Here is a 12,806-nt window from a genome sequence, read left to right as displayed (position 1 = left end):
AGATTCGGGCAGCCAGACCAACGCCGCCTTCATCTTGCGGCTCGCAGCGCGGGCTCGCGCGGGGTAGATGCCGCGTCCGGGTGGGATGAGGAAGCCTTGGCGCGTGAGGCGTCCGAGGCGGCTTCGGGTGACGTTCGGGGCCGGGCCGTTGGGGGCGACCACCGGCCCGACAGCGCCGCCTCGGTCCGGCGTCCACCTCGGCACCCTCTACCGCCGCTGGGCGGCGTCGACGGCATCGTTCTCGACGTGGTCGGCGACCGCCTCTCATCCCGCTCGCCCCTGATCCCGGCCCGTCCGTCCGTTACCGCCCCGGCAGCAACAGCCCCGTACCACCGCGCAGCGCATCGGCCAGCGACCTGACCGTGGGGCTCGGCGTGGGGCCGGCCGTGGGTGGGGTGCCGGTACTGCCGCTCGGGCTCGGACTCGGTGTGGGAGCGGGGGCCGGGGTGGACGGTGCCGTCGGGGTGGGCGAGGGGCTGGGGCGGCCGCTCGGCGGGCGGGGCGCCGGAGTGGGCTTTGCGGACGGCGGAGCGGTGACGGCGGGAGGAGCCGGGGGAGTTGGTGATTCCGGCTGCGTGGCCGTCGCGCGTGGGGGGCGGGTCACCTCGCTGTGGCGGTCCCGGCCGGTTCCTCTGGCAGGGTGCGTGGCCGTACGTTCCGGTGGGCGTGAGGCCCGCGGCGGTGCGGCGGCGCGCCCCTGGGGTGCCTCGGAGGATGCCTGTTCCGGGCCCGGGGGTGTGTCGGGGAGGTCCGCGGATTGAGGCCCGGCCGTCGGCTCGGGAAGCACCGCGCCTGCGGCGAGGCCGCCCAGCACGGTGAACGCGGCCGCGGCGAGAGTCCGGACGCCGTACTTCTTCCATCGCGGCGCGCCGTGACGACGCCGGGCCTCGGGCACCTCGACCGGGGGAGTTGGGGCCGAGGCGGTCGCGTCCTCGGCGGCCCGTGTCCGGGAAGTGGGGATCGCCAGGGAAGGCGAGGGTGTTTCGACGGGGTCCGGTCCGGCGCTGAAGAGGGCCTCCATCGCCGCGGTGTCGACCGCCGGAGCGCCGTCGCCCGACTCACCCGACAGTGCCATGCCATAGTCGTATGCCCCGCACTCCGGGCATGTCACGGTGCCGTTGAGAGGGCGGCGGCAAGGAACGCAGTAGTCCATGGGATCGACCGATCAGTGCGCGAGTTGCTGAGAGGGAGCTCGGCCGGGTCGGCCTGCTGGGAGGCGGCCGGCGGTCACGTGGCGGCGCAGGGCGCTGTGCGGAAGGGTCCTGGGCATGTGCGAACCTCGCTCACTCGCCGGCTCAACGGTGGGTCGCCGGTTACCGGATTCAACGGATCACCGCGCGCCGGTTGCTCAAACGGCGACTGAAACGTGAGGTACGTGACCCGCCCCAGCCCTTCGACGTCTCTCTCCACACCGGCGAACCACCGAGCGTGCCGCCTCCTGGGTGCTGGAGATCGCCGGACTCGGGCATCCCATGCCCGAAAGGCCACTCGGCCGAGGGGAGACCGCCCGGCCCGGGGAGTCCTTCCCCCGCCGCGCCAGATGCGCGGACTTCTCTGTAACCTCCTGCGACGCGGCCGCCGCCGTTGACCGACGTGGGCTGGGGCGCTGTTCAGCGGCGGTTGGCCGTGTTGGACGCCTCACGGCCCCAAGCCGTCAAGAGGACGGCCCAGGTCCGTGACGACGCGGCGGACCTGGCGGGCGGTGACCTCGGTCAGGTCGTCGTCGGGGCCGGGGCGGCGGCGTCCAGCAGTTGACACCACGAGGTGCGGCCTGTCTCCAGGGCGGCGACGAACGAGTACGGCAAGCCGGGAACGAAGTGGTCGCTAGCGCGTCCACGCCGATATGGCCGCAGTTCGGCGCGTCGTACAACTCACCGCGCCCGCACCGGTGTTCGGCCAGCAGCGTCAGGTCGACCGGCGAGGTCACCGGCCCGCTCTCGCACGGCATCGCGTCGCACAGCTCGAACAGCGTGTGCCTCCCTGTGCCGACCGCGCCTTTGAGCTGAGCGGCCGCTTGCGGGATAGTGGCCGCCCGCACCAGAGACGCCAGGGAGGCACCCAGATGACGGGGACCACGGGGGAACCGGCTGACACCGGGGAAGCCCCACCACCCGACCCCGGAGCGCCTGGGGTACTGCGCACCTTCGCCCAACGTTTCGGCCTGGCCTACAGGTTGACGCTCTACGGCACCGCCTGGGCCACGCTGGCCGGAACCGGCGTGCTGCTGCTGGCCTTCGCCGCTGCCTGGCCCGCGTTCGTCGAGATGCAGCGGGGCGCCGAGCTGGCCAGGCGGCAGGAGGACTCGTACGTGCCGGACACCGAGGCGCTGCTGCTGGTCGCGGCCGGCACCCTGCCCGTACTGCTGGGCCTTGCCGCGTTCACGTTCGGCGTGCTGCACACGGCGCACTCCTTGGCTGTCGCCCATGTTCAGCCCGTCGAGGCGGGTGAGCTGTGGCGGCGAACGCGGCGGCAGGCGGGACGGGCCACGGCGGTTCAAGCCTGCCGCGGGGTGCTGCTGGGCGGGCCGGCCCTCACGGGGGTGCTGGTGTGGTCGCTGGCCGACGTGGTGCTGCCCGCGGCTGAGCCGGTACTGGGATACGTCCTGCTCGCGCTGCTGGTGCCCGCCGTAGTGGCGCTGCGCGTCGGCCTCGCCCTCGCACCGGCCGCCGCGGCCCTCGATGGCCTGGGCGCAACCGCCGCGTTGCACCGCTCCTGGTCGCTGGTACGCGGCGCGTGGTGGCGCACCACCGTCTTCGTCACTGCGCTCGCGGCGTTGACGGTCGGCGCGTACCTGGCTTTGCGGTACGCGATGGAGCCGGCGGACGGTGCGGCCCACGCCCTGGCGATGTCGGTCAGCTCGGGCAACACCTACCTCGCATTTACGGCGGCGCAACTGGCCCCCTCAGCCGTCGCCTTGCCGCTGTGCGCGCTGCTGACGCTGCCGTTCACCCACACCGCGCTGACCATGTTGTACGTGCGGCGCTGCGCGGAGCAGGGCCTTGGCGACGGGGCGGGTATCCGCGATTCGTAGCAGGCCACTGAATCACTCGTCGTCCTGACCGTCCCACACCATCCGGACCCTCGGCAGAGTCCGGCCGGCACGACCACACGACCACACGACCACACAAGCAATGCGCGTGCTCCCGCAGCGACGTCACTGCGACGGTTCAACGACGCGTACGACCGTATCGAGGACGCCCTGACCCTGCCGTCACCCTCAGGACCCGCTGACGAGCTCCTCCTGCACATACACCAGGGCCGGGCGTGGTTTCGCTGGAACGACGTGCCATCTGCAGGTTGGAACTCAAGGCCAGAGCCGCTTCTTGTGGCGGGCTGCAGGGGCGAGAGGTGTTCTCGGTTCGTCGTACGCGGTTGCTCCGGTCAGCGGGGCATACGCCGCCCCAGCTCCCGTGCCTTCGCGCGCAGGCCCGCACCCCAGGCTCCGCCTTCCGCCGGGGTCGACATACCTGTGACGGCAGAAACCTGCACGTCTTCGAGCGGGGCTTCCGGGGTGGCTCCGAGTTTCGCCCAGTCCACTGCGATCCCGGCGCGCTCTGCAAGAACGAGAACTATGGCGATGAAGTCTTCGGAGAGCGCGAGGATGATGGCGTGGCTCGTTCTTCGGTGCTGTGCCAGCAGGGCGTTGACGAAGGTCGTGAAGGTTGCCGGGTGGATCTGGCACTCGTCGTTCTCCATCGGCCCGATGCCCGATAAAAGTTCCAGCTCCGACTCGAAGACGGCTACTTGACGCTGGAACATACGGGAAGCTCCATTGGAAGGGTTCCACAGGGTCTCGTCGCCGAAGTCGAAGTACTGGCTCATCGTGGCACCTTATGCAGCGGATCGTCGTTGTCGTCGGTGTTACGTCCTGGCCAGACGCCGATGGCAGATGAGGTTGCGGCTATGTAGTGCCGACGCGACACTCATCTGCCAGCGAAGGATCGGCCGGTCGAGTGCCCCGGTAATTCGATGGCACGCGGCAAGCGGCACCCCCACGCTGGTCACCGTGGCAGAACTCAAGTACCGGATCCGCGCGATCCATACGGCCTCCACCATCACCGTCTACCAGGCGTACACCCCCGGGATCGGCCTGCCCGCGGCCCGAGCGGGCCGCTTTCCAGCGGCCTGGAAGCGGGACCGGATGACGTGGATCAAGCCGTCGTTCCTCTGGATGATGTATCGCTGCGGCTGGGGCGCCAAAGAAGGCCAGGAAACCGTCCTTGCCGTCGAGATGACGCGCGAAGGCTTCGAATGGGCGCTGGAGCATGCCTGTCTGGCTCACTACGAGCATGGGCTGCACCCAGACCGTGCGACCTGGAAGCGTCAGTTGAAGCGGGCCCCGGCCCGCGTTCAATGGGACCCCGAGCGCGATCTGCACTTGCAGCCGCTTCCCTACCGCTCGCTGCAGCTCGGCCTCGCAGGTGAAGCCGCACGTCGCTACGCAGATGAGTGGACGGTCTCCATCACCGATATCACCGCCCTCGCGCAGAAGATCCATGCTCACGTGCAGGAGGGTGACCTGGATGCTGCCCGGCGACTCCTCCCCCCAGAACACCCCTATCCCGTGCGCGACGGACTCCTGGCGCACCTTCACCGATGAGCAGGGGGGCCAATGGGTCGTCTCCTCGGATAACGGCGCCTCGCGGGTAGCCTCGCGGCATGACAGAGCCGGCTTCTCGCCAGCACTCTTTGCCGACGTGGGAACAGGTGGTCGCGCTGCGGGACTTCATCCACGGACGGACATGCGGAGCCGCGGCTCCGACCATCCGCCTCAGCGGAGAGCCGCCTCACGTCCCGGGGTCCGCTGTCGCGCGCGTGGCGGAGGTCAACGGAGCCTATACCACGGCACGTCCCACCTGTGCCGTCGTCTGAATGCCGAGTTTGCAACGGGTCGCCCCGGGCCATCCCGGATGCGTCGTGGGCGGCCATGGTGTCGATCGCCGAGGCCGGGCGCGAGGACCCCGAACTGCCAGGCTGGATGAGTGAGCTGCTGCCGGTCAAGCCGCGCTGACTGCGAGTTCAGGCAGTGCTGGGAACGCGGTGTGTTCATCGAAAGGTTCGCGTTTCCGAAGGCAGTGACACAGCTGACCGAGTATGCGATCGAAGAGGCGTCTCCAGCACGTTGGTGCCGGGCAGGTAGCGGCGGCTTGCGGTGTACGGCGCGTCGGGCTGGAGAAGGAACCGGCCGCCGCGGACGGGACCAGGCACGGCGGTGAACAGGCTCGGCGAGTCCAGGTCCGGCCAGGCCGGCCAGTACACGGAGCCGTCGCGGGCGATGAGCGCGGCGCAGCGGCCGTCCCCGATCGCGGCGTAGTCCTGCGGCTGCGCAAACCCGTTTGCCGGTGCCGAGGAGCCGCATCCGGGGCCGGGAAAATGTGTGGCCGGAGGCGGGAGGCGTGGCTGTCACCTTCATGCCTTCTCTCGGCTGTCACCCAGCCGAGTCGGGGCGGTCGAGAAGGTCGCTCAGCGGGACGTCGGAGTCGGCGAGCCTCGTCGCGTCGACCGGGCGCCCGGAGGTCACGAGGGCCCGGATCGGGTCAGTGACGTCCCAGACGTTGACGTTCATGCCGGCCAGTACCCGGCCCTCGGCGAGCCAGAAGGCGATGAACTCGCGGGTGTCCCTCCGGCCGCGGAAGACGACCTGGTCGTAGCCGCCGGGTTCGACGTAGCCGGTGTACTCCATGCCCAGGTCGTACTGGTCGGTGAAGAAGTACGGAACGCGGTCGTAGGCCACGTTCTGGCCGAGCATCGCCTTGGCCGCGGCTTGCGGCTGGTTGACGGCGTTGGCCCAGTGCTCGACACGGATGTGCTGACCGAGCAGTGGGTGGAAGGCGTTGGCGACGTCCCCGGCGGCGTAGATGTCAGGGTGCGAGGTGCGCAGGCGGGCGTCAACGCGGATGCCGTTGTCGACTTCCAGGCCGGCAGCGTCGGCGAGCTGGGTGTTGGGGGTGATGCCGACCCCGACGATGACCGCGTCGGCAGTGATGCGGCTGCCGTCGGCCAGCAGCACGCCGTTCGCCCGGCCGCCGGCACCGGTGATCTCGGCGACCTGGACACCGAAGCGCAGGTCCACCCCGTGATCGTTGTGCAGCTCGGCGAAGGTCTGGGAGACCTCGCGGCCCAGCACGCGCAGCAGCGGCAGCTCCGCCCTCTGCAGCACGGTGACCTCCGCGCCGGCCGCGCGGGCGGCAGCCGCTGTCTCCAGACCGATCCAGCCGGCGCCGATCACCGCGATGCGGGACGCGGACTCGAAGGAATCCTTGATGCGGTCGCTGTCGGCGAGCCTGCGCAGATAGAGCACTCCGTCGAGGTCGGCTCCGGGCACGGTCAGGCGACGCGGTGAGGAGCCGGTGGTCAGGAGCAGCTTCTCGTAGCCGATGCGACTGCCGTCAGCGAGCGTCACCTCGTGCCTGTCCGGGGCGATCGCCGTGACCGTGGCGCCCAGGCGCAGGTCGACGTCGTGCTCGGCATACCACTGGGGAGGATGGACATAGACGGTGTCACGCTCGTCCTTGCCCAGCAGATAGCCCTTCGACAGCGGCGGGCGTTCGTAGGGGTGCTCGCTTTCCTCTCCGAGCAGCACGACGGAGCCGTCGAAGCTCTCTTCCCGGAGGGTCTGTGCTGCCTTCGCACCGGCCAGGCTCGCTCCGACGATCACGAATGTTGTGTTCGCGGCCATGCTCTCTCCTCTGCTGGGTCGGCTCGGCCCGCAGGCGGATGGCGATCCGCTCCCTGCTGACGTCGCACGTGGCCAGGCCATCGTCGTCGATGGCCCTGCGCTGTCAGCGGTTGATTTGTTCCCCGGTGTGTCCGCCGATCGGTCGTCGCCGGAGACCGTGGCGCTGGGACGGTTCGTCGTCGGGCGGCTACGTCAGGCGGTGGTGCGCCTGGGGTCTACCTCAGGCGGCGATGCGCCTGGCGTGCAGTTCGGCCTCCAGTTGCTCGAACAGCTCGTTGCCGGAGGCGGTGAACTTGGCGATGCCCTCGTCCTCCAGCACACGCACCACGTCGTCATAGGACACTCCGACAGCCTCCAAGTCGTCGAGTACCTGCTGGGATGCCGCATAGGTGGCGTGAATGGTGTCGCCCCGGATGCGGCCGTGGTCCGCGACCGCGCGCAGGGTCTGCTCCGGCATGGTGTTGACCACCCCGGGCGCCACCAGTTCATCTACGTAGCGGGTGTCCTCATAGGCGGGATCCTTCACCCCGGTGGAGGCCCACAGAGGGCGCTGGGGGCGCATCCCGGCCGTGGCCAGCGCTTGCCACTCCTGGGATGCGGTGGCCTGCTCGAAGCGCTGGTAGGCCAGGCGCGCGTTGGCGATCGCGGCTCGTCCGCGCAAAGCCAGCGCCTCCGGCGTGCCGATCTTGTCCAGCCGGCTGTCGACCTCGGTGTCCACCCGGCTGACGAAGAAGGAGGCCACCGACGCGATGGATGCCAGATCATGCCCCGCCGCATGGGCCTTGCCCATGCCGTCAAGGAAAGCGCGAAGCACCTGGTCGTAGCGGTCAAGGGAGAAGATCAGCGTCACGTTGACGCTGACGCCCTCGCCGAGCGCGGTACTGATCGCCGCCAGGCTGGGCTCGGTGGCGGGGATCTTCACGAACATGTTCGGCCGGTCCACCAGCCGCCACAGGGCCCGTGTCTCGGCGATCGTCGCCGCCGTGTCATGAGCGACGCGCGGGTCCACCTCGAGCGACACCCGTCCGTCCACCCCGTCGCCGGCCTCGTACACCGGTCGCAGTACGTCGCAGGCCCAGCGCACGTCGAACGCCGTCAGCAGCCTGACCGCCTCCTCCACCCGCACCCCGCGCCGGGCGAGATCACCGACCTGTGCGTCGTAGCGGGCACCCGAGCGGATCGCCTTGGCGAAGATCGTCGGATTGCTGGTGATACCCACCACCCGCTGGACACGCACCAGGTCGGCCAGCCCGCCACCGGCAAGCCGCTCCCGGCTCAGCATCGAGCCAGACCGCTACGCCTTCGGCGGCCAGCCGGTCCAGGTTCTCACTCATGATCTTCTCCCATGCGTCGTCTCGCGGGATGCCGTCTACGTCGCGCCCGGATCCTCCGCGGGCCGGGCGCAGACCTCCTTCGCACACCGCCCAGTGGCAGGGACGGGCACGCTCGCACCGCCGGCCGCAGCGCGCAGTTCCACACAACACCGTCCCGGGTGAGGGGCGAGGACCGCGTCGATCCCAGATGCCTGCAGGCCGGTGAGGAAGCCGCCGAGGAAGGCGTGGTTGATCCCGCACACCAGCTCAGGCGACCGGGCGGCCAGCGGGTGGAAGGGGCAGTTCAGCAACCGCACCTCGGTCGGGGCCTGCCGGTCGGGCTCGAAGCCGTACTCCTCCAGCACGGACTCGGAAAGCGTGAGGGAACGCTCGGGCCCCAGACGGCCGGGACGGTTGCTGGCGCGTGTCGCCGCTCCCAGTTCCTCGCCCCGGCGGCGGGCCGTGCGCAGCGCGGATGACCGTGCATCCTCGCCCTGCTCCTGTTCGAGGACCGCGTCGATGAGGATCTCGGCCAGGACGTCGGGCCGACGCTCGGGGATGCTGATACGGATGTCGGTCTCGGCCGGCTCGTACACCTTGGGCTTGCGGCCGACCTTGCGGACGCCTCCCGGATTGTCGTAGCGGGAGTTCAGCAGCCCGGCCGCGACGAGCTTGTCCAGGTGGAAGGCGGCCAGCTTGGCGGAGATGCCGGCATTCGAGGCTGCCTCCTCCCGCGTCACGGGCCGGTGCGCGAGCCGGGTGAAGTGGTACAGGGCGCGGCGCACATCATCCGCGAGCACCGAGACCGCTTCCACGCCCGCCCCGCTGCGGGGATGGGGCGAAGCGGGAGTCCGTCCTGAGGTCATATCTTCACGATAACTCCAATCTACGTGGGCGGAACTCAACAGATCTGGGTTTCTTCGCTGGAACCTTGACCATCCTCTTGAATAAGTCCAATACTGATTGGTGAAACTGGCGAAGGAGGATGCCATGCCCGATGAACTGCGCAAGCAGGGGAAACAGCCGGTCAGCGCCACCCTCGCGGACTCGTACGGGCAGCCGTTCGATCCGAACCCGGTCGCCGCGCCGGTCCGTGGGCGGGTGGGCAGTGCTCTCGGCATGGGTGAGTGACATGACCCAGGACCTCCGCTCCGCCGTGCACATAGCCCCCGGCCGCAACCTCGCCCCTGAACCGATTTCGGCGCCTGCTGCTCTGCGTGTGGTCCACGACGTGGACGGGGTGGATCTGACGGCCGCCGAACTCGCAGCGGGGCAGTTCCTCCAGGCGCTGGGTATCGACACCGATTCGGAGAGCCTGCGCGGCACCCCGGGACGCATGGCCCGCGCCTACGCCGAACTGTTCAGCCCTCGCCCGTTCGACCTGACCACCTTCCCCAACGACGAGGGCTACGACGAACTGGTCCTCGTCCGGAGCATCCCGCTCCGGAGCGTCTGTGAGCATCATCTTCTGCCGTTCGTCGGGACGGCCCACATCGGCTACCTGCCCGGGCACCGGATCCTGGGCCTGTCCAAACTCGCCCGCGTCCTGGAGCACTTTGCCTGCCGTCCTCAGGTGCAGGAGCGGCTCACCAAGCAGGTCGCCGACTGGCTCCAGGCTCACCTGGAGCCGAAAGGCGTCGGCGTCGTCATCCAGGCCGAACACACCTGTATGACGCTGCGCGGCGTCCAGGCCACCGGGACGACGACGATGACCTCCGCGCTCCTCGGCCTGTTGCGCAGCGATGCGCGATCCCGCAGCGAGTTCCTGGCCTTGACCGGCCTGCCCCACTGACCACAGCCGAGCGGGGCGGGACGGCGCCGTGCCGGCCGGAAGCTGCTGAACTCGCTGTATGGATCTCGATCGGACCGACCCCGCAGACAGGTTCACGATGCCCCGGCTCGAGCTGATCACCTTCGGCCACAGCACCGCGGACCGGGCCTCGCTGGCAGAACTCCTCCGAGAGGCCGGCGTCACCGCCGTCGTGGACGTCAGGACCGCTCCCGGCAGTCGCCGTGACCCGGACCTGTCACGGCAACGGCTGGCCCGGTGGATGCCCGAGGAGCACATCGCCTACCGGTGGGAGCCGCGCCTGGGCGGCTTCCGCAAACCGCCGCCGGACTCTCCCGACACGGTATGGCGCAACGAGTCCTTCCGTGGTTACGCCGCTCATACACGCAGCCCGGAGTTCATCTCCGCCATGGACGCCCTCGTGCGCCAGGCGGGTGAGGAGCGCACCACGGTGATGTGCAGCGAGGCGGTGTGGTGGCGATGCCACCGGCGCCTGATCGCCGACTTCGCCGTCCTGGCCCGCGGCGTGCTCGTCCACCACCTGATGCACGATGGACGCCTCACCGTGCACAATCCGACGCCAGGCGTGCGCCTGCGTGGCGACGGCCTTCTCGTGTACGACGACGCCTGCGCCCGGCCGCCGTGACAGCAATTCATTGCCCTCAACCCCCAGTGCGATCACCATGCCGGTCAAGTAAGTGGATCACCGGCCGCGGCAAGGGCCACGCGGGCGTCCACGCCTACCACTGACCCGAACCACAAGCGCCCGGGGCGTCCCGTACCGACGGGGGAGCCCCGGGCGCGTTTGCGGTGCCCGGCAGGTGGCTACACGCCAGGCGTTGGGGGTCGAATATTGGTGCGGCCGCCCCGGCCCGCCGGCCTCCGGCAGCGAAGGGAGGCAACCAGTGATGACCACGGTCAAGGACATGCTCGCCACCTACCCGGCCGACCTCGGCAACGTCGACCGCGGGAAGCTGACCCGCTGCATCGAGGAATGCATCGCCTGTGCGCAGGCGTGTACCGCGTGTGCGGACGCCTGCCTGTCGGAGGGCATGGTGGGCGACCTCACCAAGTGCATCCGCACCGACATGGACTGCGCCGACATCTGCAGCACCACCGCGTCCGTCCTGTCCCGCCACACCGGCTACGACGCCAACATCACCCGCGCGATCCTGCAGGCCTGCGCCACCGCCTGCAAGGCGTGCGCCGACGAATGCGGCCGCCATTCCGACATGGAGCACTGCCGCATGTGCGCCGAAGCGTGCCGTTCCTGTGAACAGGCATGCAACGAACTGCTCCGAGCGCTGGGCTGAGCAGGGATCCATGGGCCGCTGGCGTGGGATCCGGCGGCCCGCGCTTCGGCAGCGGATGCCCAGTCGGCATCCGCTGCCACAACAGGTCATTCTGAAACCTTCAGTAACTCACCGTTTCAGAATGAGGCTGTCACAGCCGAGGTAGCGGAGTGGAGCGCGCGGTGCGGAATCCCACGTCGTCGATCCGGAAGGTCGGGTGGCTGCGCCGCCGCACTGATGCCCGGCAGCTCCAGTGCTCGTCAGCCCATCCACCACCACGGAGCACCCGGTAGGCGCCATACACCTCGGCGTCGTAGACGTCCCAGCACCAGTCCCAGACGTTGCCCAGCATGTCGTACAGTCCCCAGGCGTTGGGCTGCTTGCCGCCAACTGGGTGGATCTGCCCAGCCGAGTTGCCCTGGTACCAGGCGACCTCGTCGAGCTGGCCGTATCGCGGGCTGGTGGTACCTGCACGACAGGCGTGCTCCCATTCGGCCTCAGTCGGCAGCCGGTACCCGTCTGCGGACGTGTCCCATTCGGCTGTCTCAGCGTCGAGATGGAGGTGGTATGCGGGCGTCAGGCCCTCACGCTGGGACAACGCGTTGCAGAACTGTACTGCGTCCCACCACGAAACGCCCTCAACGGGCAGTCGGTCGCCTCGGGCGCTACTCGGTCGCTGACCGGTGACTCGTGCGTATGACGACTGCGTAACCGGGAATGCCGACATCTGGAACGATGCAACGTCGACCGGCCAACTGCTCTGCGTCCGCCGGTCCGACAGCGTCACCCGTCCCGGCGGGACGGCAACCATTGTGTTTGCTGCCCCCGTATCCACAACAGGTCACCCTACCGGCGCTTCCCCCTTCTGGCGATCTTTCGGCGGTAACTGGGGAGGCGGCGGAGGCAGATGATGCTGCAGGCCAGTTCCAGCAGCGCTTGGTGGAGATCCGCTCTGCGTTCGTAGCGGATGCGGAGTCGCTTGAACTGGTGGAGCCAGGCGTAGGTGAGCCCGACCACCCACGTGAGTGCATCAAGGAACAGGTGGCGGTTCAGGCGGAAGCGCCTGAGACATCGACGCGGTGGCACTGCGGTTGAGCGCTACCTGCGACAGCGCGTCGTCTGCGAGCGTCGGTTCCCCCGGCCCGAAGGCCACGTGAGATCGTCGGACCGCACCGGTTCGCACGACACCCGTCCCAAGCTCCGAAGCTGGCACGGTGAGCGATAGGCGGCACAGCCGCCAGTACGGAGAAACGGCGAAGGTCGCACCCGGTGCGTTCGGCGATCCGCTCCAGCCGGTAATACGCGGTGTTCACGTGCAAGTGGAGTCGATGAGCCGCGGTGAGCTGCCCGATACGGAAGGCCTGAAGGAAGTCCGACAGCGAAATGCCCTCGCCGACGGGGGCATCGCCTGGGCCGCGGTGATCGGGAAATCTCCGCGCCGCCCGCGGGCCGGCCCTCCCGCAAGCTGGTCACCAGCACTCGGAAGACGACCCGCACGTGCGCGGTCGGATCGCCCTGGAGCCGCTCGTCCGGACTCGCTCCGTACGCGGGCACCTGCGCCCGGATAGCGTCCACGGCGGTGCTGACGACGCGGTCGAACGATGCCTCGACCGCGTCGACGACATGGCGGTGATCGACTCAGCCCTTGCGGGACTTGACCTCCTCGGTGAGCTGCGGGACGACGTCGAAGAGGTCGCCGACGATGCCGTAGTCGACCAGGTCGAAGATCGGGG

At 69.3% G+C, this 12,806-nt stretch carries 13 protein-coding genes and 2 pseudogenes; 6 read left to right on the top strand and 9 right to left on the bottom strand.

Annotated features, from left to right (window positions below; all coding sequences use genetic code 11):
• Positions 1-301 precede the first annotated feature (301 nt).
• A complete protein-coding gene (locus tag ACWD0A_RS12350; RefSeq protein ID WP_451297235.1) occupies positions 302-1,153 on the bottom strand; it encodes an SCO2400 family protein in 852 nt (283 codons plus the stop codon).
• Positions 1,154-1,668: 515 nt separating this feature from the next.
• A pseudogene (locus ACWD0A_RS12345) lies at positions 1,669-2,023 on the bottom strand (hypothetical protein); the annotation flags it as partial.
• Positions 2,024-2,062: 39 nt separating this feature from the next.
• Here ACWD0A_RS12345 and ACWD0A_RS12340 point away from each other — a divergent pair.
• Complete coding sequence (locus ACWD0A_RS12340; RefSeq protein WP_451297233.1) at positions 2,063-3,031, top strand: hypothetical protein; 969 nt, start codon at positions 2,063-2,065, stop codon at positions 3,029-3,031.
• 350 nt (positions 3,032-3,381) lie between these two features.
• Here the strand turns inward: ACWD0A_RS12340 and ACWD0A_RS12335 are convergent, their stop codons facing one another.
• Complete coding sequence (locus tag ACWD0A_RS12335; protein ID WP_451297231.1) at positions 3,382-3,822, bottom strand: DUF6086 family protein; 441 nt, start codon at positions 3,820-3,822, stop codon at positions 3,382-3,384.
• Between the two features lie 184 nt (positions 3,823-4,006).
• Between ACWD0A_RS12335 and ACWD0A_RS12330 the strand changes: the two genes are divergently transcribed.
• Entirely contained in the window at positions 4,007-4,600 is a 594-nt protein-coding gene (locus tag ACWD0A_RS12330; protein ID WP_451297229.1) for a DUF4291 domain-containing protein, read from the top strand.
• A gap of 446 nt (positions 4,601-5,046) precedes the next feature.
• On the opposite strand, the gene ACWD0A_RS12325 is transcribed toward ACWD0A_RS12330, so the two are convergent.
• From ACWD0A_RS12325 to ACWD0A_RS12310, 4 genes and pseudogenes are all read right to left on the bottom strand, one after another.
• The gene (locus ACWD0A_RS12325; protein WP_451297547.1) at positions 5,047-5,304 is read right to left on the bottom strand and encodes a trehalase-like domain-containing protein; all 258 of its coding nucleotides are present in this window, start codon (positions 5,302-5,304) and stop codon (positions 5,047-5,049) included.
• Between the two features lie 124 nt (positions 5,305-5,428).
• A complete protein-coding gene (locus ACWD0A_RS12320) occupies positions 5,429-6,679 on the bottom strand; it encodes an NAD(P)/FAD-dependent oxidoreductase (RefSeq protein ID WP_451297227.1) in 1,251 nt (416 codons plus the stop codon).
• Positions 6,680-6,899: 220 nt separating this feature from the next.
• Positions 6,900-8,013 (bottom strand): annotated as a pseudogene (tal, locus tag ACWD0A_RS12315) (transaldolase).
• 35 nt (positions 8,014-8,048) lie between these two features.
• The gene (locus ACWD0A_RS12310; protein WP_451297225.1) at positions 8,049-8,858 is read right to left on the bottom strand and encodes a helix-turn-helix transcriptional regulator; all 810 of its coding nucleotides are present in this window, start codon (positions 8,856-8,858) and stop codon (positions 8,049-8,051) included.
• Between the two features lie 124 nt (positions 8,859-8,982).
• Here ACWD0A_RS12310 and ACWD0A_RS12305 point away from each other — a divergent pair, with 124 nt between their 5' ends.
• The 4 genes from ACWD0A_RS12305 to ACWD0A_RS12290 all read left to right on the top strand — a co-directional run bounded on the left by ACWD0A_RS12305 (position 8,983) and on the right by ACWD0A_RS12290 (position 11,094).
• A complete protein-coding gene (locus ACWD0A_RS12305) occupies positions 8,983-9,123 on the top strand; it encodes a hypothetical protein (protein WP_451297223.1) in 141 nt (46 codons plus the stop codon).
• A 1-nt stretch (position 9,124) separates the two neighbouring features.
• The gene (folE, locus tag ACWD0A_RS12300; protein WP_451297221.1) at positions 9,125-9,784 is read left to right on the top strand and encodes a GTP cyclohydrolase I FolE; all 660 of its coding nucleotides are present in this window, start codon (positions 9,125-9,127) and stop codon (positions 9,782-9,784) included.
• A 58-nt stretch (positions 9,785-9,842) separates the two neighbouring features.
• A complete protein-coding gene (locus tag ACWD0A_RS12295; protein WP_451297219.1) occupies positions 9,843-10,427 on the top strand; it encodes a DUF488 domain-containing protein in 585 nt (194 codons plus the stop codon).
• A gap of 262 nt (positions 10,428-10,689) precedes the next feature.
• Positions 10,690-11,094 (top strand): four-helix bundle copper-binding protein, encoded by a 405-nt coding sequence (locus ACWD0A_RS12290; protein ID WP_451297217.1) that lies wholly within the window; start codon positions 10,690-10,692, stop codon positions 11,092-11,094.
• 130 nt (positions 11,095-11,224) lie between these two features.
• On the opposite strand, the gene ACWD0A_RS12285 is transcribed toward ACWD0A_RS12290, so the two are convergent.
• Both ACWD0A_RS12285 and ACWD0A_RS12280 read right to left on the bottom strand, forming a co-directional pair.
• Complete coding sequence (locus ACWD0A_RS12285; protein WP_451297215.1) at positions 11,225-11,884, bottom strand: formylglycine-generating enzyme family protein; 660 nt, start codon at positions 11,882-11,884, stop codon at positions 11,225-11,227.
• 238 nt (positions 11,885-12,122) lie between these two features.
• The gene (locus tag ACWD0A_RS12280; protein ID WP_451297545.1) at positions 12,123-12,425 is read right to left on the bottom strand and encodes a helix-turn-helix domain-containing protein; all 303 of its coding nucleotides are present in this window, start codon (positions 12,423-12,425) and stop codon (positions 12,123-12,125) included.
• Between the last annotated feature and the right edge of the window lie 381 nt (positions 12,426-12,806).

Source organism: Streptomyces sp. NPDC002867, from assembly GCF_053591895.1.
This window is presented reverse-complemented; position numbering and strand designations above follow the sequence as displayed.

Bases quoted from the DNA above. Each gene is read 5' to 3' on its own strand.
- ACWD0A_RS12350 (WP_451297235.1), bottom strand. From the start codon at position 1,153: ATGGACTACTGCGTTCCTTGCCGCCGCCCTCTCAACGGCACCGTGACA.
- ACWD0A_RS12340 (WP_451297233.1), top strand. From the start codon at position 2,063: ATGACGGGGACCACGGGGGAACCGGCTGACACCGGGGAAGCCCCACCA.
- ACWD0A_RS12335 (WP_451297231.1), bottom strand. From the start codon at position 3,822: ATGAGCCAGTACTTCGACTTCGGCGACGAGACCCTGTGGAACCCTTCC.
- ACWD0A_RS12320 (WP_451297227.1), bottom strand. From the start codon at position 6,679: ATGGCCGCGAACACAACATTCGTGATCGTCGGAGCGAGCCTGGCCGGT.
- ACWD0A_RS12310 (WP_451297225.1), bottom strand. From the start codon at position 8,858: ATGACCTCAGGACGGACTCCCGCTTCGCCCCATCCCCGCAGCGGGGCG.
- ACWD0A_RS12305 (WP_451297223.1), top strand. From the start codon at position 8,983: ATGCCCGATGAACTGCGCAAGCAGGGGAAACAGCCGGTCAGCGCCACC.
- folE (WP_451297221.1), top strand. From the start codon at position 9,125: ATGACCCAGGACCTCCGCTCCGCCGTGCACATAGCCCCCGGCCGCAAC.
- ACWD0A_RS12295 (WP_451297219.1), top strand. From the start codon at position 9,843: ATGGATCTCGATCGGACCGACCCCGCAGACAGGTTCACGATGCCCCGG.
- ACWD0A_RS12290 (WP_451297217.1), top strand. From the start codon at position 10,690: ATGACCACGGTCAAGGACATGCTCGCCACCTACCCGGCCGACCTCGGC.
- ACWD0A_RS12285 (WP_451297215.1), bottom strand. From the start codon at position 11,884: ATGGTTGCCGTCCCGCCGGGACGGGTGACGCTGTCGGACCGGCGGACG.